This is a genomic window from Providencia sp. PROV109, from assembly GCF_033681625.1.
Taxonomy (GTDB): domain Bacteria; phylum Pseudomonadota; class Gammaproteobacteria; order Enterobacterales; family Enterobacteriaceae; genus Providencia; species Providencia hangzhouensis.
The window spans coordinates 2,916,603-2,941,286 of sequence record NZ_CP096320.1 but is presented as its reverse complement, the minus strand read 5'-3'; the positions used below and the strand labels follow the sequence as shown (position 1 = coordinate 2,941,286).

Sequence of the window (24,684 nt, the reverse complement as noted above, 5' to 3'; positions counted from 1 at the left end):
TTGTTAGCTAAATTTTGTTGCGAGTAAAAATTATGGCGAATATTCGTTTAGCAACCCCCCTTGATGCCAAATATCTTCCTCCGGTGGAAGCCTCCGCAGGCCAGGCATTTACGAGTATCGAAAAATATAAATGGCTTGCTGAAGGTGATGGGCAAACGGAGCAAGACCACCTCGATTTTATTTCTGAGCAATTAGAGTGGGTAGCAGTGAATGATTGTGATGAACCAATTGGTTTTATCAATGCTGAAGATCATCATACTAGCCTGCATATTTGTGAGGTTTCTGTTTGCCAGCAATGGCAAGGACGCGGGCTGGGTAAAAAGCTGATTAAGCAGGTTCTTGATGCTGCTTTGGCACGGAATATCACGGTAGTGACATTGACCACTTGCCGCGATGTGCCTTGGAATGCACCTTATTACCAACGCTTGGGTTTTAAAATTCTTGAAGATAATGAGCTAACCACCGAACTACAGGCTATTTTACAGTCTGAGGTCGATGCAGGGTTTACTGCTGAAGACCGTTGTGCAATGGCTATCTCATTAACTTAATGCATTAATAAGGGAGTTTAATAGGGCGACCTAATAATAATTTCCTTACCCAAAAACGGTTTGGGTTGAGTTCTGCAAGAGTTTCATCGTCTAGGGGGAGTACTTCCCCAAAAATTTGCGCCGCAAGCAATTCTGCGCAAAGTGGTGCGGTTGATAACCCTCTTGACCCTAATGCACCAAAAATAAATAAATTTGGGTGCACTGGAGCGAGTGCAATAGGCTGTTCTTTGGCAATTTGAGTGGGCAAATTGTGATAGAGTGCCACATGTTGTTCGAAATCAGGCACATTGCCTAATAACGGAAAATGGTCGCGAATAACACAACGAATACCTTGGCGTGAACGTTGTTGAGAAATATCGATATCCTTAGGCCAAGTTACATCGGGTAGGTTATCAACCAGCTTTTGGCGGTTCCCTTGCTGTTCCTCTTCACTATAATCGAAATCAAGTCGTTCACGTTGGTAGCTAGCACCTAAGCAATGTTGTGTACCCGTGGCATCGGCAGGGGTTAAATAGCCTTCAAAGCACAGAACATTTTTCAGTTGTTGTAGGGTGTGATTGGTTGGAATATGGCTGACTTGCCCTCGCACAGGCGAAATAGGTAAATTAACGGTTTGAGCAAATTGGCGCAGCTTGTGCCCATTAGCAATAATGACAGTTGAGTGAACACGTGTTAGCTGTTTGTGTTGTGCGGTTTCAATTAATAACTGCCAATCTTGTTCTGTTTGTTTTAATTCAACGACATTATGTTCAAAACAGAAGGTAATACCCTGCTGTTGTAAATATTGTTGTAAACTTTCACAAAGCTGGGCAGGGCACAGCCATCCTCCAGACGCATAATGAATGCCATCATGGTTGACATCAACGCCGCAAATACCACTCAGTTGCTGACGACTTTTACCAATAGCAAAATCAGCTGGCCATTCGGTTCCTAGCATTCCTGCTATCTTGCGAGCCACTTTGTCGTTATAGGCTAATTGGCTCACGCCACACCATTGCCCTTCAAACGAGAGTCCTTGCTTCGCTAATTGATGGTAAAAACGAGAAGCAAAAGGGAAAGCGCTGACAAAAAAACGTTCGAGTGGGTCGTTATTGCCGGTGAGTAAGGGGTAAATAGCCCCTTGGCGATTGCCCGAAGCATTCTGTGCAACTTGTGCATCTTGGCAGTATAAGGTGACTTTAGCACCGCGGTTATGAAGGGCGTAGGCCGCTGTTAAACTGGCAAGCCCACCACCAATGATAGCGACATCAGTTGGGTTATCTGCGCTTTTTCTGGCAAACCAAGGCGTTGGGATATCAATTTCTTTTTCAGCTAAGACCCCAGTTAACATTTCTCGTTTGTTACCAAAGCCTTTGACTTTTTTAAGGGTAAAGCCAGCTTGTTGAAGGCCTCGTTTAACGGAACCTGCCACGGTAAATGTTGCAAAAGTTCCATTGATGCGGGCGAATTTTGCCATATTAGTGAACAGTTGTTCACTCCACATTTCGGGATTTTTTGAGGGAGCGAAACCATCTAAAAACCAAGCATCTATCTTATTGTTTAAATTGTTTTTTAGTAAAGATATTTGCTCATTTACATCACCAAACCATAAATCTAATATCACGCTACCATTTTCTAACATGATCCGCTGGTTACCCGGTAAGGTTTGTGGCCAATTTTCACAAAGGGATTGTGAGAAGCTGCTCAGTTCAGGCCAACATTGGTGGGCTGTCATTAAGTCAGATTGTGTTAATGGGTATTTTTCAAAACTAATAAAATGTAATTGTTGCAATTTTGCGTTTGGATTTTCGGCTTTAAATTGTTTAAAAGATTGCCATAATGCTAAAAAATTCAACCCAGTACCAAACCCGGTTTCGGCAATTACACAGGTTGTGAAAGGGTGCGTCGCGAAGCGCTCAGGAAAATGATTTCCTTGCAAAAACACATGGCGAGCTTCTTCTAAGCCATCTTGGTTAGAAAAATAGATATCTGCAAACTGTTCAGACATGGGGGTGCCTTCGTCATTCCAGCTCAGGCGTGCGGTTTGTACAGCGTTCTTTTTCACGATAAGCCTACATTCTTTATTTAATTCCTAAATTTTACCGCTGATATGGGTGTAAGGCTACCGTCATAAAAAAGTCTTATTGGCGTCATAAAGAAAAAAATACAAATATTTACCCTGATCGGACTTGTTCAGCGTACAAGTGTAAGCTAAAGTGACAACCTGTAATCCCGCAATCATATAATTATAGACATGAGGTAACGAATGAAGCGTGCAGTCATCACTGGTCTAGGTATTGTTTCCAGCCTTGGTAATAACCAGGAAGAAGTACTGGCTTCTCTGAAGGAAGGTCGTTCCGGGATCACTTTCTCAGAAGAATTCAAAGAGGCAGGGCTGCGTAGCCATGTCTGGGGTAATGTTAAAAATTTAGACCCAAAAGATTTAATCGACCGTAAAATTTTCCGTTTTATGAGTGATTGCTCCGCCTATGCTTATTTATCGATGGAACAAGCGATTGCGGATTCAGGTTTAACAGAAGAACAAGTTTCAAATTTACGTACAGGTATCGTTGTTGGCTCTGGTGGTGGTTCTCCACGTAACCAAGTTGCTGGTTCTGACGGTATGCGTGCTAAAGGTTTACGTGGTGTGGGCCCATACATGGTGACTCGTGCAATGGCATCAGGTATTTCTGCTTGTTTAGCAACGCCATTTAAAATCAAAGGTGTGAACTATTCCATCAGTTCTGCTTGTTCAACATCAGCGCACTGTATTGGCCATGCGGTTGAGTTAATTCAATTAGGCAAGCAAGATGTTGTTTTTGCTGGTGGCGGTGAAGAACTGAGCTGGGAAATGACCTGTGAGTTTGACGCGATGGGCGCATTGTCGACTAAATACAATGAGACGCCAGACAAAGCATCAAGAACTTACGATAAAGACCGTGATGGTTTCGTTATCGCAGGTGGTGGTGGTATCGTTGTTGTCGAGGAATTAGAACATGCGTTAGCGCGTGGTGCACATATCTACGCTGAAATTGTCGGCTATGGTGCGACCTCTGACGGTGCAGACATGGTTGCTCCATCAGGTGAAGGTGCGGTTCGCTGTATGCAAATGGCGATGCAAGGTGTTGATAAAATTGATTACATCAATACACATGGTACCTCAACGCCAGTGGGTGACACGAAAGAGTTAGAAGCGATTCAAGAAGTGTTTGGTAGCAACTCTCCAGCAATTTCAGCAACGAAAGCAATGAGTGGTCACTCATTAGGTGCTGCGGGTGTTCACGAAGCAATTTATAGCTTACTGATGTTAGAACACGGCTTTATTGCGCCAAGCATTAACGTCGAAAACCTAGATGAGAAAGCTGCTGGCTTGAATATCGTGACTAAACCAACCGAACAAGCGCTGGAAACAGTCATGTCTAACAGTTTCGGTTTCGGTGGAACTAATGCCACATTAGTGATGAGCAAATACAAAGCATAATTTGTATTAGGCTAACGTATTAAATAAGCGAGAACTTCGGTTCTCGTTTTTTTTAATCACTACTTCCGCCGTCCCCGCCTCCTGAATCGGACGATGAGCAATCTGAACTTGAATTATCATTAGAACAATAATGGTTGCTTGAGCGGTGATTATTATCACTGGATGAGCTGTCATAATAAGGGGGCGTGTAGCTTGAACTCGAATTATTTGAATTCACTCGATATGCAGTTTCTTTCACATTTTTACGCACTTCAAATATTTGGCTTTTATCTTTCGACCAGCCAATAGTCACCAGTGTGGTATTTTTCTTTACGCTGATAAGCAACATTTCCCCACAAAAAATATGCATTTTACCCAATGCTTTTATTTGGATATAACCACTGTCTTTTTCCGTGATAGTGACAGGTTTCTGACTATGGATTGTGTAACAGTCACTATGGACATCAATAGTGCGAGTATATGCTAACGGTTTTGGCTGGATATTAAAAAGGACAAAAAGTAATCTATCGAACATTGTGTTTTATGTTTTAATAAATGAGATGGCTAAGATAATTGATTGAGGTTATTCAATACATCGTCATTATCTGAATCCGTGGTTTATTAATGATTGAATGAGTATTAGTCATTTTATTAAATTTTTCTGCCCAAAATAGTGACATGCTATTGACTCAATGTTTAGCTGATTAGAGGAAATCATATGAGTGTAACAAGGTTTCATGCGGCTATTTGGAAACAGGACTTCAAAATTTTAGGTGCGGCATTATCTCGTTGTATCCGCAGTAAATTTAGTAAAATGATTAGTAAAATACATAATATTGAAAATCCATTTCCACTACATAGAAATGCCCCAAAGCGGCCAAGTACTACCACTAGTTCACCATCAAAGAATGTCTATTATGGCGAAGGAGCTCATGATAACAGTGTGGTTTTACTTGGTTATATCAAATTTTATACTGACTAATAAAAAAATGCCCCAAATACACTGGGGCAAAGTTCTACAGAGATTGTATGAACACGTAATTACGATGAGACAGCGGATTGTTTACGTTTACGAATACGCTTTATAATTGGTGGCAAAATTAGCACTAATACCGCTAGAATTAATAAGCTTTGAGAAATCGTACTGCTCCAAAGAATATCGAAACTACCGTTACTGATAGATAATGAACGGCGTAAGTTTTGCTCTAACATTTCACCCAGTACAAACCCTAAAATTAATGGTGAAAGTGGGAAGTTCATTTTACGTAATATAAACCCAAATACGCCTAACCCCATCATGAGTAATAAATCAAATGTCGTACTATGAACGGCATATACCCCGACAGCAGAAATGCAAGCAATAGCAGGGACTAAAAACCATAACGGAACCGTTAACATGCGAGTGAATAAGCCAATTAATGGAATATTCATGATGAGCAAAACCACGTTAGCAATCAACAGAGCGGCAATTAACCCCCAAACAATATCCGGCTGCTCTGTAAACATACCTGGGCCTGGGGTGATATTATAGAGCGTTAGTGCGCCCATCATTACTGCTGTTGTCCCCGAACCTGGAACGCCAAGGGTTAACATAGGGATAAATGAGCCACACGCAGAGGCATTATTGGCCGCTTCTGGTGCGGCAACACCACGCACATCACCATTACCAAAGTCGCCTTTTTCACCACTGATTTTCTTTTCAGTCATGTAGGTGATAGCACTGGCGATGGTGGCTCCCGCTCCCGGCAAAACGCCAACAAAGAAACCGATGAATGAAGAGCGTAAAGCAGGGCCAGCACATGCTTTGGCTTCTTTGCGATTGAATAGCATTCTGCCCGTTTTACGGATCAGCCCTTGGCCTGTGGCAGTGCCTTCGAGCATCAATAAAATTTCACTAACAGAAAATAAACCAATAACCACGACGATAAACTGCACGCCATCCGATAAATGTACGCTATCAAACGTAAAACGATATTCCCCAGAGTTGGCATCCACTCCCACAGTGGCGAGTGATAAACCAATTAATGCAGCCAATAGTGATTTGATTGGGTTTTGGCTCATCATGCTACCTAAACAGGCGATAGCAAAAACCATTAATGCGAAATATTCGGCAGGCCCAAAGGCGAGTGACCATTGGGCAAGCAAAGGAGCGAATAGTATTATCCCTACAATTGCAATCGTTGAACCAATAAATGAACTGACCGCGGAAATAGAGAGCGCAACGCCACCTTTTCCCTGTTTTGCCATAGGATAACCATCTAGGGTGGTCATGATGGCTGCGGCATCGCCGGGGACATTAAGTAAGATTGATGATATGCGTCCGCCATATTCACAGCCTAAATAAACCGTGGCGAGTAAGATTAATGCGGACTCGGCGGGTAATTTCAGGGCAAAGGCCAATGGTAGCAAAATAGCGACACCATTAATTGGGCCAAGGCCGGGAAGCATACCCACGATTGTACCGATAAAACAGCCAATTAAGGCGATCAAGATATTTTGAGGAACCAGTGCGACCTCAAAACCTTGCGATAGATACATCCAAGTTTCCATGATTTCGCTCCTTAACTTAGCAGGCTGCCAATAGGCAAGGTTACATCTAGCCATTTATCAAAGGCATAGAACAAAAAGATACCTAAGACCGGGCCCGAAATAATCGCGGCGATAGGTGTCGCACCAAATAGCAGGGCGATACTGATGGTGAGTAAGCTGGTTGCAATCGGGAACCCTAACCATTCAAAAGCCCATGCATAAATAACAAGTGCAACAACTAATAAAACTAAACGACGTAATACATAGGGTTTTGGCCACTCAACGGCTTCTTGCTTGCCAAATAATAAGGCAAGGGCACAAAGCGCCATTAAGGAGAGTATGACAACCGGAAAAGGGCGGGGGCCCAGTGGTTCATAACTGAACTCACTTTGGATCCCCCAACCAATATAAATTCCGATAGCACACAGTATTAGCCAAACTATGGCAAATATGCGTTGGCTCATCGTTCACTCCGTTATTTAGCTAAACCGAAGGCACGGGCTTGTTCTCGATATTGCTCGATTTCTTTTTTGACATAGCTATCGAGTTCTTGCCCGGTTAAGTTGTATTCAAATAAACCACGCAGTTCACGTTGTTTTTTGAATTCGTCGGTTTGTTGCAGTTTTTGGAAGGCTTCGACCCATTGGTTATAGTCAGCATCGGAGACTTTCGGCCCCATATAGAAACCACGAATGATTGGCCATACAATGTCATACCCTTGTTCTTTTGCTGTTGGAATATCTGATAAACCATCACCAAGGCGCTTGTCTGAGTAAACAGCAAGGATACGAATTTTACCTTCATTGATATATGGCGTCATTTCACTGATATCCCCTGAAAGGACTTGAATATGGTTGCCCAGTAATGCAGTTAAGGTTTCACCGCCGCCTTCAAAGGCCACATAACGCATTTTTCGTGGGTCGATATCAATGGCTTTGGCTAATAAGGCCGTTTTCATCCAATCTTGGCTGCCAATAGACCCTCCCGCACCAAATACGATGCTGTTAGGATCTTTTTTGAAGGTATCCATTAAATCTTTAAGTGTTTTATAAGGTGAGTCTGCACGTACGGCTATCATACCGTAGTCACTCCCCACACTGGCGAGCCAGCGCACGTCATTTTCGTTATAGCGGCCAAATTTACCTTGCGCGAGATTGAGTAAGGAACCTCCTGAGAAAGCAACAATGGTGCCGGGTTCCGCAGGGCGTTGTGCGACAATAGCGTTATAAGCAACGGCACCAATACCGCCTGGCATATAGGTCACTCGCATTGGTTTTTCAATTTCTTTAGTTTCAAGAAGAGACACTTGTACTAATTTACAGGTTAAATCAAAACCGCCTCCAGGTTTGGCGGGGGCAATACATTCTGTACGTTCTGGTAGGGCGTTTGCTTGATTGATGCCAACTAAAAATATTGCTGTTGCTAAGGCCGTCTGGGTGAATTTTTTCATTATTTTTCCTTACTAAGACAATAATTAGAGGTATATATTATTACTGCTTGTTGTGCTGGTATGGCATCATCGCCCGATGAAGCTTTCATTTACCTTTCATTAACAAATATTATTATTTTTATGTGATATATATCAGATTGTTTTGTATTTTTACTTTTTTGTTATGTTAACTTAATGTTAAATTAATCACGTTAATAGTGTTTGTTAGCAATAGTTGTGATGGACACAGTAAAAATGTGCACATTTGCTTTCCATTCATTCAATGGAATGCCAACGTATACTGATAAATAATTATAATGAGTATGCGGAATGAGAATTTTATTGGTTGAAGATCATGACGAGTTGTCATTATGGTTACAGAAGGCCTTATCGTCATCTGGGTTTGCGGTTGACCTTGCTAGTGATGGTGCGATAGCAGACCAGCTATTACAAACTGAACGCTATGAATTAGTCGTGTTAGATGTATCACTTCCGAGAATGAGTGGGCTTGAGGTATTGGCGCAAATGCGCAAACGGCATCAAGAAACCCCCGTATTGTTACTAACAGCGAATTCCGACGTAGCCGACCGTGTACAAGGGCTAAATGCAGGGGCTGATGACTACCTGACTAAACCTTTCGATATTGCGGAATTAGAAGCGCGTCTTCGTGCTTTATTGCGGCGTAGTCAAGGGCAAGTTAATGAGTCACAACAGTTTGGTTTACTTAGTTACCATGAGGACGGTTATTTTTTATTAGGCGAAGAGCCGCTAGGCTTAACACCAAGGGAATATGCGGTGTTAAACACCCTATTTCATCGACGAGGTCGGCCTGTTTCTAAAATGCAATTATTTGAACAGGTATTTTCGCTGTCAGATGAAGCCAATTTACAAAGTATTGAGTTATATGTTCACCGTGTAAGAAAAAAACTTGCCGGTTCGGATGTTAACATCAATACCTTACGCGGATTGGGATACCGATTAGAGCAGTGTAGTGTATGAAATTAGTCGCTCATCCACGCTCTCTCTTTCATCAGTTACTGCTCTTTTTCGGTATCCCCCTCATTTTGTTGGGGGGATTTTCGGTTTATACCCACTATTACAGTGCAAAAAATGCTGCAAATTTAGCCTATGATCGAACGTTATTAGCGTCAGCTCGAACAGTTGCAGAACGCTTGCAAGTGGTTGATGGGCACCTCTCGGTGAATGTGCCTTATGTGGTGCTCGATAGTTTCGAATTAAATAATAATGACCGAATTTTTTATCAAGTTATCTCCCCTGACGGTGAAACTATCTCCGGTTATGACGACTTACCGCCAATTCCCCCTTATTGGATGCGTTCACAACATTATACTGCGCTAGTTTATTTTTATGATGCGCAGTACAAGGGCTTACCTATTCGTATTGCTGCGTTTTATCAACCGATTAATGAAGGTGGCATCACTGGGATGGTTGAAATTCGTGTTGCGGAAACGGTCTATTCGCGGCAAGATCTCGCTAATCAATTACTAATTTCTGCCTTGATGAGTCAAGGTACTGTGGTACTTTTAACCATGGTGCTTGCCTATATTCTACTTAGTAAGCTGCTGGCACCGTTGAAAAGATTATCTCACTTAATGTTAGGCCGTTCTGCTAATGATTTAACACCCTTGCCAGACTTACTGCCATGGTCGGATTTATCGCCATTAATTGATGCATTAAACCGTTATATTTCCCGCTTAAAGCGGATGGTTAGACGACAAGAGCGGTTTAGTGCCGATGCATCTCATCAGCTTAAAACACCCCTAACCGTTCTTAAAACTCAGGTTTCTGTCGCGATTAATAGTACGGATGAAACTCAACGGCAGCAGAGTTTACAAGCCATCAATAAAACCCTCGATAATACGATCATTTTGACTGATAGGCTTTTGCAGCTATCGCGGTTGAAAGCCCATGAAAAAGAAGCCATTACACAGTATCGTGCTATAAACTTAGTGGATATTGTTCACCAAGCGTGTTTTACTCGGTTATCTCAAGCTGAAAGCCAAAATATTGACTTAGGTTATGAAGGTGCGGAAACGGCATGGATTAAAGGCGAGCCTATCTTATTAGCTGAGATGTGTGCAAATTTAATTGATAATGCGATTAAATACACACCTGCAAATGGGGTGGTCACTGTTCGTGTGGTCAGCAGTGATGACCATCTTCATTGGGTCTTAGAGGTTGAAGACTCTGGGCCTGGGATCCCAGATGCGAAAGTAAACCGTTCGATGGAAGCGTTTACTCGTTTAAATAATGCGTTAGGTAAGGAAGGAGCAGGGCTTGGACTGGCGCTTGTGAAAGATATTGCTAGTTATCATGGCTCTGAACCTCAATTATTAAAAAGTAAATTACTTAATGGACTATTGGTTAGAATCGCTTTTAAAGCCAGCCAAGCACCATGGTAAGAAAAACGCCCTTACTAAGGCGTTTCTCTGGTGACAAAGTCTAAACGCAGTAAAAGCTAGATACGTTTAGTTTCGCATTGATATTAATATCTGTGGTAGCGTGTTATTTGAAAGTTCGTGTTTAAAATCACAGGTTATTGTGTTTTGTTCGAGGCTTGCTATTGAGGATGATAATAATGATTCTGAATCTAATTTATTGTCTTCATTAAGAAATATATTAGCTATAGCTAGCGCTGTGTCATTTTTTACTTCATTAATAAATGTCTCGATTGATTCTATTTTTAAATCTGTGTTGTATATTTCATCAAGCAAAGCCGATATATCTTGGGAAATCAAATTTGAATCTTTATTTTCTGAGTGGTCTTGAATGTATGTCACTAGGTCATTTTTTGTACTAGCAAGCTTTTCTTCTTGTAAATATGTAGTATCAACATATTCTAATTTTAATTTTTGTATTTTGTTTAATTGTAAGCGTTGATTAGTGATATCTAACAATGCATCTTTAATCGTTTGACAATAGGTTTCCTCGCTGACATTAGATGTGACAGATTTTAATGGAATATAATTATGAACGTTAGAAATAAAGTCATCTCTTACTGCGGTTAGATATTCTTTCTCACGTAAAACCTCAGATATATTGATATTGTTTTCACTTTGTTGTAACTCTTGGTTCGTATTTAGGGTTAAATTTGAAATCATAGTAAACACTCCATGTTAATAATTTTTGAATATTTCATTACTGTGGTCGTAGTTAATTAATATAACCTACTTAAAATGAGGTGACTAATTTTTATTTGATATGGAAGTATTGTTGATATCATTTGAAATATTTTTTGGTATTCAAAGATGATTTTTAAAATCTAACTATATATTTAAAATTGGAACGGTTTTATTTGATGGGTTTTTTATTTCAATAATATTCAGATAGAGCCATGGCTGTATAAGGAAAATTATAATTTGGAATGTTAATTTCCCCTAAAATTGACCGTTCTATGGAAGCGTTTATACGTTTAAATAATATGTTAGGGAAGGGCAGGGTTTGGACTGGCGCTTGTGAAAGATATTGCTAGCTATCATGGTTCTGAACCTCAATTATTAAAAAGTAAATTACTTAATGGATTATTGGTTAGAATCGTATTTAAAGCCAGCCAACCGCCATGATAACAGAAACCACCTAATTCAGTAGGTGGTTTCAATAATAGTAAAATACAAATCTAGTGAAAATAAAAATACGTGTTAATCCAGTAATGGGATAAATACAGGCATTGATTTGTTATGCAATGGTTGGTCGTATACATCGCTAATTATTGTGTCTTGTGGAAATTCAGCCATGATAGATGATAATAAGGATTCAAAGTCTTTATTATTTCCATTACCATCAGTGAAATTGACTTTATCAGCTCCTTCGTTAATGCGAGTTTCAATTGACATTATTTTTGATTTTTTATTCATGATTTCAATAATTAATGGTGTTATTTCTGAGGAAATTGATTTTTTGTCTTTATTTTCTGAATGAGTATAAATATATTGAGAAATCTCTTTTTCTGTCTGAATAATTTGTTTTTCTAAAGAATGCATATCATTGATATATTCTAGTATTTCTGAGTGTTCTTTTGAACTGTACATTTTAGTTAAACTCCCTAACTGTTCAGTTAAGTCTAATAATTTATACATTTTGTCTTTAACTGTTTGATAATAAGCACCTTCACCAATAGCAGACGAAGTTGATTTTAAAGGGATCTTTATATGAATGTTAGAAATTAAATTATTTAATTCATTTTTTAATAGTTTTTTCTCTAATACTAGCATATATATGTTATTTTTTTTATCACCAAAGTTATTAGTATAAGAGACTATTTTACTTGGAGGATTAAATTGGTGAAGGTGGTTGTTTAATTCTAAATTAACAAACTTTTGGAGTGTTTTTGCTCTAAGGAGTTCATCATGAAACTGAGTTGTTAATTCTTCAATGCTATCATGAGTTTTTTTCTCTTGAGCTAACGTACTATTTTCAATAATATAATTTGCTAAATTTTCTTTTACACTCAATATGTCTTTTTCTAGCTGGGATCTATTAATTAAATATGTAGACTGGTCGTAATATAAACCTGTTTCTTTTTTTATTTCTATGTTGATACGTGACTCAATTTGGTTGAATAGTTTCTCTAACTTTTCGTTAATATTTTTTGAGTGTTTTGTTTCTCTTTTAGGGTTAAGTGTAAATATTTCATTAATTGGTTCTATATGACTATACAATTTTATTTTAGCATTAAATTTTATTTTTTTTAAGTTACTAATTGACTGGTTTAACTCAGTTAGTAATTTAAACTCTTTATTGTTTTGGTAGTCACTCTCCTGATAATTAATTTGAGTGTCGTTATATTGTTTAAATATATCATGAATGTCATCTAAGTATTCAGAACTTTTGATTTGGTCAAAAACATTATGCAAATCTTTAATTTTTGTATATTTAGTATTTAACTCTGTCGTATTTTTCATTAACTCATCGACTGTATTATTGCTGTTGAAATTCATTAAGCTATTGCTGTTAAGTTCTCTTAGTAGATGTTCTATGTTATTTTGATTTTTCTTAGCAGTTATGTATAAATCGGTTATATTTACATCTAACTCTAATGTTCTTTGCATATGATTAGATCTAATATCCATATTCTCGACCGTTTCATATAGATATTTTTGGGATAAATCATAACTATTCTTAAGGCCTTCATTAATTTGATTAAGATCGACACCTATAGTGTTTAGAATAATAGGATTTTTTTGATATGAAATTACATCAGGTGAAGCAAAATGGCCTTTCTGACTATATCGTAAATCATACAGCAAACTGAATAAATCAGCATTATATCTACTAATTAAATTGGATTTATTGAAAAGAATAGATTCTGAATTTTCATGGATCGTATAATATCCTTGCTTATTTGTATGTGTAGCATGTAATTCCTGTAATATTCTGAAGTTATTTTCTTGATTTCTGTCTTGTTCGTTAAGCATAGATTCTATATCTTTTAAATCAGACAATTCATCAGATTCGTTTATCTTAAATTTATGCTTTAATTTGTCAATTTTAACAAGTAAATAAAAAATGGCTGGGCTATTTTTATCTAGATTATCGCTAACACTTTGATATAACTTTTCTAAGTAAATGGTATTTTTCGTTGGTTTTTTACTAATTGATAAGATTGTTGAATAGTCTATTTCCTTAAATATATTTTTACTATCTATATTTGCCAGCGATATCTGATTTTTATTAAATGTAGAACTCATAGTAAACACTCCGTGTTAATGGTTATTGAAATTTGCATATATACAGATGCCAATAAAATATAATCTAACAATAAGAAGTAGACTAATTTTTATTTTATATAAAAATGCGATTAGTATAATTTAAATTATTAGCAATGAAATTTTTAGTAATCTCATAAGTGGAGGGAATGATATTGTTTTATTTAGATATAAAAATGATAATTGTAGATAGGTTAAGGCGCTAAAGGAAGTTAGCGCCTTTATAAGTCAATTATTGGTTAATTAGACTAAAATCCCACTCTTTTAGTGCTTTAATTGAGTCCTTGTCTTGGTATTTTGCGCCAAGCTCAAGATAATCATGGGCTTTTTGGATATCTTCTTTACTTTTGGTACCGACCCAGCCGTTGTAATACATATAAGCAAGTTTGTATTTTGCCATCGTATGGTGAGTACCTTGTTCGAGGTCTGTCATATCGTAATATTTTGCTGCGCGGACATAATCTTTTGGCACACCTTGGCCAAAATAGAGCATATCCCCGGCTAAATGAGCGGTGTTACTGTCATTTTGTTGTGCGCCTAAATCAAAATAATAAAGTGCTTTCGGGAAGTCTTTTTCTATGCCGCGCTCATTATCTTTACGATAAAGATTACCTAAAATATTATAAGCGCGAGGATAGCCATTTTTCCCTGCTAATTCATAATAATAGATCATCTTTTGGGTATCTTCAGGCACTCGTTCACCACGTGCATAAGCGATACCTAATGAGAAGGCTGACATTTTGTCGCCTGCCTCAGCTTCGACGCGCTGCTTTTCAATTTGCTCGGCGAAACGACCATATTTCTCATAGGCTTTTTCATCAGCAACTTGTTTTTCAATCGCTTGTTTATCTTGGGCTGAAAGTGTATCCATTAGCTCAATAGAACTTGGTTTTTTATCAAGTAGTAATGCATAGTAATAGGCTTGCTTGGCATCGCCTTTTTCTACATAAGCCTGATAAATTGCATCAAGTGCGTGAGTTGGGTGGTAATTTAACGAAATTTGATACCATTCGATGGCTTTGTTAATATTTTTATCAATATCACAATCGCCTTTTAAATAGAGGGTTCCCATCTCTTTGGAAAGACTTTCTGGATAATGAATATAGTGTTTGTCGGTATTTTTCTGGAAATTGCTTTTTTCAATCCATTCCTTCAAATACCGGCTTGCTTTATCCATATCCACATTATCGCTGTTTCCACAATATTGGCCAGGATAGTAGATTTGATAGAGTTTCTCCGTTGCGGCTAAATCACCTTTATCGTAAGCTTGTTGTAAATAAGTTAAGGCTTTAGCGTTATCACTATTTACGTAATAGTAATACAGATTAATTAAAGCTTTGGTACGAGTGTTTTCTTCACTTAGCAGCAGCGCTAAATATTTTTGTTCGTCTTTAGGGCGATTAAGCTCTCTTTTTTTATCTTTAATTCCATCTCGATACAAATCCACCAATGCATCGAAGGCATTATTAGAAACCTTATCATCAGCTGATTTCATACCCTCTTGTAGATATTGAATGGCTAAATCATATTCAGGAGAGCCAGAGAGAATTTTGTTATCATATAAATACGTTCTGGCTAGTTGAACTTTAGAGAACAAATCACCTTTTGCTGCACCTTCAACGTAATTCTGGCGTTTTTCTTGGTTATCCTTAGTAACCGAATCAAGCGGTTGATAAGCGGCTAAATTGCCAGCCTTGATACTTTTCTTATACCAATCTTGCGCCGCGAGATCTCTACCGCGCGAACTATACCAATCCCCGAGTTTAATATAAGCAGAGGTATCGCCTTTTTTGGCAGGAACAACGAGAGTTTCATAGACTTCAATATAATCATCAACCCGTTTTGGATTAGAATGTTTGCGTAAATAAATGATGGCTTCATCCCAATCAGGTGCCATTAACCAAGCGTTTTTTTCTTCATTTAGCACGCCCATATATCGCATCTCACTATAGAGAGCGATTGCTTGGTCATTGCCTTCATCACTCGCTTGTTTCAGGTATTCAACCGCTTTCAGGCGATCTTCTTTGACACCTTGGCCATAGAAATAAGCTCGACCCACTTTGTATTTTGCTGAAGGACTTTCATTGAGCATTTTCATGCCAATGTCATAATCATCCATATATTTGATGAATTCATTGCCCCAGCTTCCTGCTTTAAGGTAATACTCACGTGCTTTTTGTCGATTAGGCTCAACAAGCTGGCTGCCATTTAAATACTGATGTGCCAGTTTACGGGTATAGTCTTTACTGCCAATCGCTGCTAATTGGTCGTAATAACCTAGGATTTTTGCTTTATTTGCATTGAGATATTGATCCTGTTGGTAATAATCAATGAGTTCTTCAAGTGCACTTTCTTGATTGAATTTTGCACTTTTCTCTAAATATTCAAGCCACTTTTTCTGGTCGACTTTTTGCCCATAATTACCATATTTGTAAGCATTGGCGAGCATACGTAACGCATCAGGGTCATTCTGTTTCGCTTTTAGTTGAATATTGGCAAATGAAGCTTTGGCTTTTTCAATTTCTCTTTTACGTGATTTTAAAAAGCTAAAATCAGGGTCAGAAATCTGATTGTAATAGAAAAGGGCGGTATCATAATTGGCATCTTCGCCGTAGTTACCTTCTTGATATATTTCCCCTAATTCATATAAGCAGCGGTTATTTTTGAGTGCCGCACATTTTTTATATTGAGGAACTAAATCTTTTGCGGTAAGCCCAGTAATTTGCTGGAAGCGAGATTTGTAATACGCCTTATCATTGTGATAAGTAACGCCATCAAGGTTTTGCGCAATATATAAATAAGCAGATGCACTACCCAATTCTGCAGCTTTTAAAATATAATCGTACAATGGTTTTATTTCAGCATCACTTAAGGTATCAACATTAGTTAATTGAGTGAGCTTGTTTATCCCATATAAATAGGTGATATCAGCATCTTTATTAATCAGTGGTTCAATTAATTTCTGAGCCTCAGTATGGTTTTCATATAAAGCCATTTTGACTAATAACGCTTTTGTGTCAGCGCGATTTAAACCTGTTTTTAATAAAATATCTTTAGCGATTTGTAACTGACTTGGAAGTAATTCGGCTTGTGCTTGAGGTGAATGGAGCACATTGACTATCAGGTTAGCTATTTTATTGGTTTCTGTTGGCCGGTATTTTAATAATGCAGCAGCATAATAAACCTGGCTATTATAATTTTGTTTGATTGATTTTTCATATAAATCAAAGGCCTGATCACTATTTTTCTCTGCATCTTCTTTTAGTAAATAGTCAGCATACAAATAAGCTAAGGCGTAATTTTCGCGTTTAATGACATCGTTTTTGAGGATATCGACAATCGTTTTCTCATCGATAAGTGCTTTAATATCATAGCGATAATATACTTGAACTAATAAGCGATCGGCCGTTGATGGGTAACCGTTTTCATTAAGGTTGTCTATGAGTAATTTAGCGGCTTTCTGCACATCCTGCTTAGTACCAAAAGCATTAATATAATAACGCGCTAATTGCATCTGAGCATCATAAGTGGGGTCTATGCGATTTGCTTTTTCTAAAGCAGCGAAGGCTTTTTCTGGCGAAAATAATGGGCTACCTTTAGCACTATAAACTTCACTTGCTACCACTAAAGCATCTGCGGAGTTCGGGTATTTTTCCATTAAAATAGGAGTGTATTTGGCGACAATACCACTCAGTTTTTTGTTTGGAAAATCGTAACTGGAGATTGCTCTCTCGTTGATGGTAACAAGTGCGTTTAAGTCGCCAAGATCTGCGGCAGCGGTGAGATATTTTTCAGCTAAAGCGTCATTTCGCTTAACATCGCTAAATGTACGGCCAGAATACACGTTATAGGCTTGATACATCGCGGGAGGGTATTGGCCATCAGCGGCATCAGTTAAATCCTGAATGCGGTCGGTGTCAGCTTTGTAATTTAAATATAATGCCTTAGGGTGTTTAGCTTCCACAAGCGGTCGCAGGTAAACCATCGCACGGTTTTTATTTCTCCGCACGCCATCGCCGGTCATATATTTTTGGTACAAAGCATAGATGGCGTTCTCATCACCACGGCTCGCACGTTCTTCTAAATTAGTGATGACTTTTTGTTTTTCTTCTTCTGTTTGTGAACCATACAATGATAAAGCCCCTGGCTCTAATTCACTCGCGTCAGAAATGTATTCTAATGCAGAGGAAAAAGAGAGGCGTTCATATTTTTTGGCTAACAGCGGATTTGGTGGTACGCCGTTACCACCTTCTTCATATATCGACGCGAGTAACATCGCGGGTAAGGGAAAGTCGTTGCTGACAAGCGGTGTTAATATTTCAACGGCTTTCTTACTGTCATTTTCAAAGTCATGAGCGATATAGCCCAAAGCAAATTTTGCCAGTTTTGAACCTTGTTCAGAAGCCAACGTAAAATATTGGCGAGAAAGTTCGATATTTTGTGGAACTTGTTCGTATTTATCAGCTAAATAAATACCCCCAACCATTTCTTGTGCTTCTTTAACACCGAGGTCAGCCGCTTTAGTTAAAGAAGTTAAACCGTTTTCATCAGTAGAAGTGTCTTCTATTAGGTGTTTATAACGGAAAAAGCCAAGGTTATATAACGCATTTTTATTGTTAGCTTCCGCCGCTTTAATTAGCCAGTTTTGGGCTGCCACATCATCAGTTTTTGTGCCAATACCCTCTTTATACATCATGGCTAAGGCAAAAGCGGATTGTGAGTCTTTATCTGCGTTTTTTTGGAATTGTTCAAATGCAGCTTGAGATTCACCTTGTTGATATAAGTCGTAGCCTAATTGTGAGGGAGAGGATGAGTTGGTGGTATTGACGAAATAAATGCCAATGGCTACAGCAATTATTATCAATATGAACAACCCAACTTTGAACGGCTTAGTCATTGTCATTCCTTATTATGGTGGTTACTTGCCACGATCCATTTAGGTTTATCGCATTATCACGGCTTATTGAGTGGAGTTAATACTCCTAAAGGGGTATTTGATTTTGCTTAAGTCTAATTGGAATTCCAGAAGATTCAATCGGATTATCCTCTATCTGAAAAACGGTAATTCGATAAATCATATCAATGGTGGGCGAATTAAAGGTGATTTGAGAGGGATTTAAAATGTCACAAAGTATTAATGGTAAGGAATATGAAGGGGAAATAAACAAAGGAATGGCGAGGATTTCAAACATAGCCCCACAAAGTGGGGCATATGAGTGACGACATTGCATTTATTGCTTTTGTAATTCTATTCTACTGGCAAGAATCTTCTTGAACCACCTTTTTTTCACGGCGGAATAATTCTGTCAGTGGTGTACGTAATTGTTGCGCTAACATTACCCCGAGTAATACCACACCACCACCGATTAAATGGTAGCTTTTAAGTTCTTCACCCAAGGCGAAAATAGCGATAATGGCAGTGAAAACGGGAGCTAGGTTCATAAAAATAGAGGTTGTATTCGCACCAAGGCGCATAACACCTTGGATCCACAATGCCGGAGCAACAATGGAGGCGGCAATCCCCGCAAATACCACTAAACCGATATTTTGGCTGTTCAGAGAGACATCTTCAGCTAGCAAGAAATTAGGGAGTAGCATGATAACGCCAAAGAAAACCTGAACGTACAGCGAGTCCCAGCTAGATAATTGGATTGACCAACGCTTAGTCAGTACACCGTACAGGGCGTATGCAGCGGACGCAACCAACATCATGGCTTCCCCTTGGCCTAAGCCTTGAGAAAATAACGCACTTGGGCTTCCTTGGCTCACTAACCAGACTAATCCACATAATGAAAGAATTGAGCCTAATACAATCCCCACAGTAGGAATAACGCGCAGCACAAAGATACTAATAATTACTGTTAGTAATGGGATCATTGAATTCATGATTCCCATAAAGGTCGCACTTACACTGTGAGCCGCATAATAAGCTAAACTTTGGTATAGCATCATCCCTAACGCGCCTAAAATGGCGAGTTGCCACCAATGTTTCATAACCGTTTTAAAGTTTCGGAGCACCGAACGTAATACGAAAGGGGTCATGACTAGAAATGCCAACGCCCAACGGTAAAATGAGATTGCCGCAGGGTCAATGGCAGTGGATGCCGCTTTGTTAACAATGGCATTAATTGACCATAATAAAACCGCAATCAGCGGAAAAAGAAGATTCTTCATTAAAACATTCTCCCATATTGAATGGGCGCTAGTATACATCTGTCCGATTTTTTATATATACTGATAACCAGACAACCGATAACGCTTTTCAGACAGGAACCATGGAAAACTTAAAATCAGACATTTGGCAAATCAGTGAATGTAATATCGTAGAGCCTGAATTGGTGGCTTTTCGGCACGAGCAAACCGCGGCCCTCACTGAGTATAAATCCCATTCACACCCTTTTGGGCAAATGCTGTATGTGGTCTGTGGCATTATGGAAATGGAGGTGGCTGGTCAACATTATCTAGCGCCGCCAGAGTTTTGCATTTGGATCCCAGCGAACATTCCCCATGCTAGCTTTAATAAAGAAAGTGTCAAATTTCGGATCATCGATTTTTCTCATGAATATAACCAAGTGCTTGCCCAGCGGCCTTGTGTGATTAAGCTTAGCCCTATATTTCAGTCAATTATGACGGATATGTACCAACGCGGTATTGTTCAGCCTGAAACAGAGCAAGACTTACGTTTGGCTCATGTGCTGATTGACCAATTTCCATTGTCCCCTTGCCAAGATACTTATTTGCCTATTTCAAAAGACAAATTTCTTGCCCCAATCTTATTAGAGTTACAAAGCGACCCAGCCGATAACACGACGTTAGCACAATGGGCAAAACACTATTATACATCGGAACGCACGTTATCAAGACGCTGCCAGCAAGAATTAGGTATGTCGTTTAGTGAATGGCGTCAACGCTTGCGATACTTACATGCCGTTGCCGGGTTAGAAAAGGGGAAAAGTGTCCATGAAGTCGCATTGGATGTTGGGTATAGCTCGGCATCCGCCTTTATTGCGATGTTCCAGCAGATATCAGGTGTCACACCAGACCGTTTTCGAGCGAAAGAATTTGACGTAGAAGGCAACCTCTCATAGGCATCTGGCTTAAACCGTGGCAAAATATTGTTCCACTTATCTATATAACGACACAATACAAAAAAGTTATTGATTGGGACAACAGCGTGAAAATTTTAGTCGATGAGAATATGCCATATGCTCAAACTTTATTTAGCGAGCTTGGTGAAGTGAAAGCAGTACCGGGACGTCCTATACCAGAACAAGAATTAATTGATGCAGATGCATTAATGGTGCGTTCTATCACTAAGGTTAATGAATCACTGCTTGGTAATACGCCAGTTAAATTCGTTGGAACCGCGACAGCCGGTTTTGACCATATTGATACCGAGTGGTTATCGGCGGCAAATATTGGTTTTTCATCAGCGCCGGGTTGTAATGCGATAGCGGTTATTGAATATGTTATTTCTTCACTATTATTACTAGCGGAACGTGATAACTTTGATTTGCGTGATAAAACAGTAGGGATCATAGGTGTCGGTAATGTCGGAGGGCGTTTAGCTGCAAGGTTATCGGCTTGGGGAGTCAAAACATTACTCTGCGATCCGCCACGTGCAGCCAAGGGGGATGACGAGTCATTCGTTTCTTTTGATGATATCCTTGAGCACGCTGATGTCATTACCTTTCATACTCCGCTGAATATGTCAGGGGAATATAAAACTTTCCATTTAATGGATGAAACGCATTTAGAAAAATTGCGCGATGGTACCATTTTAATTAACGCAAGTCGGGGTGAGGTAGTTGATAATAAAGCCCTATTATCCGTGCTTAACCGCGGAAAAAAACTGAGCGTTATCTTAGATGTGTGGGAGCCAGAGCCTGATTTAGATACGGCACTTTTAGCATTAGTGGATATTGGCACGCCGCATATTGCAGGCTATACGCTAGAAGGTAAAGCCCGAGGAACGACACAAGTTTATGAAGCTTACTGCCAGTTTCTCGGCAAATCGTCACAAGTTTCTCTTTCATCATTACTGCCTAAGCCAGATATCAATCAATTGACTTTCAATGGTAAATTAACGCAAAACCAGCTCAAAAGGTTAGTACATCTCGTGTATGATGTGCGCCGAGATGATGCAGTGTTAAGAGCCGTTGCAGGGGTAAAAGGTGAATTTGATAAGCTGCGCAAAAATTATCAAGAGCGTCGTGAATGGTCATCCCTTGAAATTATTTGTGATGATGAACAAACGGCATCAAAACTCAATGAGCTTGGTTTTACAGCAAGTTTAGTTTGCACAAAATAGATTAGTTAAAATGAACACCTGATTAAATAACACCAATTGGTGTTATTTAATTTTTTATTTTTTAGAGGAATAGCCATGACTGAAGGTTGGAATATTGCAGTATTAGGCGCAACCGGTGCTGTAGGTGAAGCTATTATTTCACTGTTACAAGAAAGAGAATTCCCAGTCGGCGAATTATATTTACTTGCCAGTGAGCGTAGTGCAGGGGAGAGCGTACGCTTTAATGGTAAAAGTATTCAAGTTGAAAATGTGACCGACTTTGATTGGTCACAGGCACAAATTGCCTTTTTTGCAGCCAATGAAGGTGTCAGCCTACAATATGCCGAATTAGCGGCACAAGAAGGGTGCATTGTCATCGATACGAGTGGCGTATTTGCTCAAGAACCGGATGTGCCACTGGTTGTCCCGAATGTGAATCCGCAAGTCTTAGCCGATTACCGCAACCGTAATATTATTTCATTGGCGGACAGCTCTGTGAGTCAATTATTAACGGCAATTAAACCGCTGGTGGATGCGGCAGGGGTGGGGCGTATTACTTTAACAAATATGTTGTCGGTTTCTAGTTATGGTAAAGCCGCCGTAGACGAGCTGGCAGGGCAAAGTGCGCGTTTATTGAATGGTATTCCTGCAGAAGAAGGCCGTTTTAGTAAGCAATTAGCGTTCAATATGTTGCCATTACTGGCGGATATGGAAGGCAGTGTCGTTCATGAACGTCGTTTGGTTGAGCAAGTGCGTAAGGTGCTGCAAGATGATGGCTTGCCAGTGGCGGTGAGTTTTATTCAATCTCCTGTTTTTTATGGGAATGCGCAAGTCGTTCATTTAGAAACTTTGCGCCCAATGAGTGCAGAAGAAGCGAACGAAGAACTTGAACGTTTTGAAGATATTCAGGTCTCAGAAGAGGGTGATTATCCTACACAGGTGACTGAAGCGTCAGGTAATGACCAATTAAGCATTGGTTGTGTACGTAATGACTATGGCATACCTGAAATTTTACAATTTTGGTCAGTGGCTGATAACGTGCGTTTCGGTGGGGCACTGATGGCGGTAGAAACAGCAGAAAAACTGGCTCAGGAGCTGTTTTACTAATGTCTGAGCCTACACAGTTGTATCGAATCGCATTAGGTATTGAATACAACGGCAGTCGTTATTTTGGTTGGCAGCGTCAGCAAGAAGTGAAAAGTGTTCAAGGTTGTTTAGAAGAAGCCTTGTCAAAAATTGCAGCGGAGCCAATTAGCGTGTTTTGCGCAGGGCGCACAGATGCAGGCGTTCATGCTACAGGGCAAGTGGTGCATTTCGAAACCTCTGCCATCCGCAAAGAAGCGGCTTGGACTATGGGGGCGAATACGCATTTGCCCTCTGATATTGCTGTCCGCTGGTGTAAACCGGTGGCCGAGGAGTTTCATGCACGCTTTAGTGCAACAGCGCGTCGATATCGCTACGTGATTTTTAATCACCGTTATCGGCCAGCAATTTTATCGAGTGGCGTAACGCACTTTCATTATCCACTCGATGAAAAAAGAATGCATGAAGCGGCACAGGCGCTATTGGGTGAGCGTGATTTTACCTCATTCAGAGCAGTCCAGTGTCAGTCGAAGTCGCCATGGCGTAATGTGATGCATGTGAATGTCAGTCGCCACGGTCATTATGTGGTGGTAGATATCAAAGCCAATGCGTTTGTTCACCATATGGTGAGAAATATTGTCGGAAGTCTGTTGGAGATTGGTTGTGGCAATCAAAACATTGATTGGATGGCGCATCTTCTTGAGTTAAAAGACCGTACCAAGGCAGCTGCAACCGCAAAAGCGGAAGGGTTGTATTTAGTGAGTGTCGATTACCCAGAGAAATTTGAGTTACCTCAGAATGTGATGGGGCCGCTTTTTCTGGCAGATGAACTGATGTAAAGCGAATTTTTATTTATCTCATAATTTTTGTAAATAGCATGGATGCTATTATCAATGAGGATTTTATGGAATTTATCACTTTTATTATCGACTTTATTTTACACATCGATGTCCATCTTGCTGAACTGGTCAGAGATTATGGTACATGGGTCTATGGTATCCTATTTCTGATCCTATTTTGTGAAACAGGGTTAGTGGTCACACCAATTTTTACCTGGAGATTCGTTATTATTCGTTGCGGGTGCGATTTCGTCATTAGACAGTAATGACCTGAATGTCCATTTAATGGTCGCTTTAATGATTACGGCAGCGATTATTGGTGATGCTGTAAACTACGCAATTGGGCGTATTTTTGGTGAGAAATTATTCAGAAATCCAGACTCGAAGATTTTTCGTCGTGTTTATTTAGATAAAACTCATGCTTTTTATGAAAAACATGGCGGTAAAGCGATTATACTGGCACGCTTTGTGCCGATAGTCAGAACTTTTGCACCATTCGTTGCAGGAATGGGGAAAATGTCTTATCGTCACTTTGCTTTTTATAATGTGACGGGCGCGTTTATTTGGGTATTATTATTCACTTATGCGGGTTATTTCTTTGGTGAATTACCGTTCGTACAAAAGAATTTGAAATTACTGATAGTCGCGATTATCTTTGTTTCAATTCTTCCGGGTGTTGTTGAAATTATTCGTCATCGTCGAATAGCTGCGAAAGAAAAGCGTGCGGCAGCGCAAAAAATCGATAACCACTAAGCGGTTTAGTAAGGTGGTTTAACAAGTTTTTATCTACAGTGAGATATC

Annotated in this window: 18 protein-coding genes and 1 pseudogene; 10 read left to right on the top strand and 9 right to left on the bottom strand. The window is 39.4% G+C overall.

Annotated elements, in window-relative coordinates; genetic code table 11:
- Positions 1-32: 32 nt before the first annotated feature.
- On the top strand, positions 33-548 hold the full coding sequence (locus M1F25_RS13580) for a GNAT family N-acetyltransferase (protein WP_181488138.1): 516 nt from the start codon (positions 33-35) through the stop codon (positions 546-548).
- 4 nt (positions 549-552) lie between these two features.
- On the opposite strand, the gene mnmC is transcribed toward M1F25_RS13580, so the two are convergent.
- The gene (mnmC, locus tag M1F25_RS13575) at positions 553-2,592 is read right to left on the bottom strand and encodes a bifunctional tRNA (5-methylaminomethyl-2-thiouridine)(34)-methyltransferase MnmD/FAD-dependent 5-carboxymethylaminomethyl-2-thiouridine(34) oxidoreductase MnmC (protein WP_181488136.1); all 2,040 of its coding nucleotides are present in this window, start codon (positions 2,590-2,592) and stop codon (positions 553-555) included.
- A gap of 201 nt (positions 2,593-2,793) precedes the next feature.
- Between mnmC and fabB the strand changes: the two genes are divergently transcribed.
- Positions 2,794-4,008, top strand: a complete 1,215-nt coding sequence (gene fabB / locus M1F25_RS13570; RefSeq protein ID WP_112307558.1) for a beta-ketoacyl-ACP synthase I — start codon at positions 2,794-2,796, stop codon at positions 4,006-4,008.
- A gap of 52 nt (positions 4,009-4,060) precedes the next feature.
- Here the strand turns inward: fabB and M1F25_RS13565 are convergent, their stop codons facing one another.
- Positions 4,061-4,522: a hypothetical protein gene (locus M1F25_RS13565; RefSeq protein ID WP_112307559.1), complete on the bottom strand. Its 462-nt coding sequence runs from the start codon at positions 4,520-4,522 to the stop codon at positions 4,061-4,063.
- Positions 4,523-4,705: 183 nt separating this feature from the next.
- Between M1F25_RS13565 and M1F25_RS13560 the strand changes: the two genes are divergently transcribed.
- Positions 4,706-4,969, top strand: coding sequence for a hypothetical protein (locus M1F25_RS13560; protein WP_181488134.1), 264 nt, complete (start codon positions 4,706-4,708; stop codon positions 4,967-4,969).
- 59 nt (positions 4,970-5,028) lie between these two features.
- Here the strand turns inward: M1F25_RS13560 and M1F25_RS13555 are convergent, their stop codons facing one another.
- Genes M1F25_RS13555 through M1F25_RS13545 form a run of 3 tightly spaced genes read right to left on the bottom strand, consistent with a single transcriptional unit; the run spans position 5,029 to position 7,966 of the window.
- Positions 5,029-6,537 carry a tripartite tricarboxylate transporter permease gene (locus M1F25_RS13555; protein ID WP_181488132.1) on the bottom strand — a complete coding sequence of 503 codons (1,509 nt, stop codon included), beginning with the start codon at positions 6,535-6,537 and terminating at the stop codon, positions 5,029-5,031.
- Between the two features lie 11 nt (positions 6,538-6,548).
- Positions 6,549-6,980: a tripartite tricarboxylate transporter TctB family protein gene (locus M1F25_RS13550; RefSeq protein ID WP_094962691.1), complete on the bottom strand. Its 432-nt coding sequence runs from the start codon at positions 6,978-6,980 to the stop codon at positions 6,549-6,551.
- A gap of 11 nt (positions 6,981-6,991) precedes the next feature.
- Positions 6,992-7,966, bottom strand: a complete 975-nt coding sequence (locus tag M1F25_RS13545) for a Bug family tripartite tricarboxylate transporter substrate binding protein (RefSeq protein WP_004257243.1) — start codon at positions 7,964-7,966, stop codon at positions 6,992-6,994.
- A gap of 309 nt (positions 7,967-8,275) precedes the next feature.
- On the opposite strand from M1F25_RS13545, the gene tctD reads away from it, so the two are divergent.
- Positions 8,276-8,944, top strand: coding sequence for a transcriptional regulator TctD (tctD, locus tag M1F25_RS13540; RefSeq protein WP_004257247.1), 669 nt, complete (start codon positions 8,276-8,278; stop codon positions 8,942-8,944).
- Positions 8,941-10,368: a sensor histidine kinase gene (locus M1F25_RS13535; protein WP_004257250.1), complete on the top strand. Its 1,428-nt coding sequence runs from the start codon at positions 8,941-8,943 to the stop codon at positions 10,366-10,368. Before tctD ends, M1F25_RS13535 begins: the two co-directional genes overlap by 4 nt.
- 66 nt (positions 10,369-10,434) lie before the next feature.
- On the opposite strand, the gene M1F25_RS13530 is transcribed toward M1F25_RS13535, so the two are convergent.
- From M1F25_RS13530 to M1F25_RS13515, 4 genes are all read right to left on the bottom strand, one after another.
- The gene (locus tag M1F25_RS13530; RefSeq protein WP_004257253.1) at positions 10,435-11,067 is read right to left on the bottom strand and encodes a hypothetical protein; all 633 of its coding nucleotides are present in this window, start codon (positions 11,065-11,067) and stop codon (positions 10,435-10,437) included.
- A gap of 537 nt (positions 11,068-11,604) precedes the next feature.
- A complete protein-coding gene (locus M1F25_RS13525) occupies positions 11,605-13,653 on the bottom strand; it encodes a hypothetical protein (RefSeq protein WP_181488130.1) in 2,049 nt (682 codons plus the stop codon).
- Positions 13,654-13,903: 250 nt separating this feature from the next.
- Complete coding sequence (locus tag M1F25_RS13520; RefSeq protein ID WP_232368682.1) at positions 13,904-18,568, bottom strand: tetratricopeptide repeat protein; 4,665 nt, start codon at positions 18,566-18,568, stop codon at positions 13,904-13,906.
- Positions 18,569-18,924: 356 nt separating this feature from the next.
- The gene (locus M1F25_RS13515; protein ID WP_110591925.1) at positions 18,925-19,845 is read right to left on the bottom strand and encodes a DMT family transporter; all 921 of its coding nucleotides are present in this window, start codon (positions 19,843-19,845) and stop codon (positions 18,925-18,927) included.
- Between the two features lie 101 nt (positions 19,846-19,946).
- On the opposite strand from M1F25_RS13515, the gene M1F25_RS13510 reads away from it, so the two are divergent.
- The 5 genes and pseudogenes from M1F25_RS13510 (at position 19,947) to M1F25_RS13490 (ending at position 24,636) form a co-directional block, all read left to right on the top strand.
- The gene (locus tag M1F25_RS13510) at positions 19,947-20,759 is read left to right on the top strand and encodes a helix-turn-helix transcriptional regulator (protein WP_181488126.1); all 813 of its coding nucleotides are present in this window, start codon (positions 19,947-19,949) and stop codon (positions 20,757-20,759) included.
- Between the two features lie 86 nt (positions 20,760-20,845).
- Positions 20,846-21,982, top strand: coding sequence for a 4-phosphoerythronate dehydrogenase PdxB (pdxB, locus tag M1F25_RS13505; protein ID WP_181488124.1), 1,137 nt, complete (start codon positions 20,846-20,848; stop codon positions 21,980-21,982).
- A gap of 75 nt (positions 21,983-22,057) precedes the next feature.
- Positions 22,058-23,068 carry an aspartate-semialdehyde dehydrogenase gene (locus tag M1F25_RS13500; RefSeq protein ID WP_096864927.1) on the top strand — a complete coding sequence of 337 codons (1,011 nt, stop codon included), beginning with the start codon at positions 22,058-22,060 and terminating at the stop codon, positions 23,066-23,068.
- Complete coding sequence (truA, locus tag M1F25_RS13495) at positions 23,068-23,883, top strand: tRNA pseudouridine(38-40) synthase TruA (protein WP_181488122.1); 816 nt, start codon at positions 23,068-23,070, stop codon at positions 23,881-23,883. Before M1F25_RS13500 ends, truA begins: the two co-directional genes overlap by 1 nt.
- Before the next feature lie 65 nt (positions 23,884-23,948).
- Positions 23,949-24,636: pseudogene (locus tag M1F25_RS13490) on the top strand (DedA family protein).
- Positions 24,637-24,684: the final 48 nt, after the last annotated feature.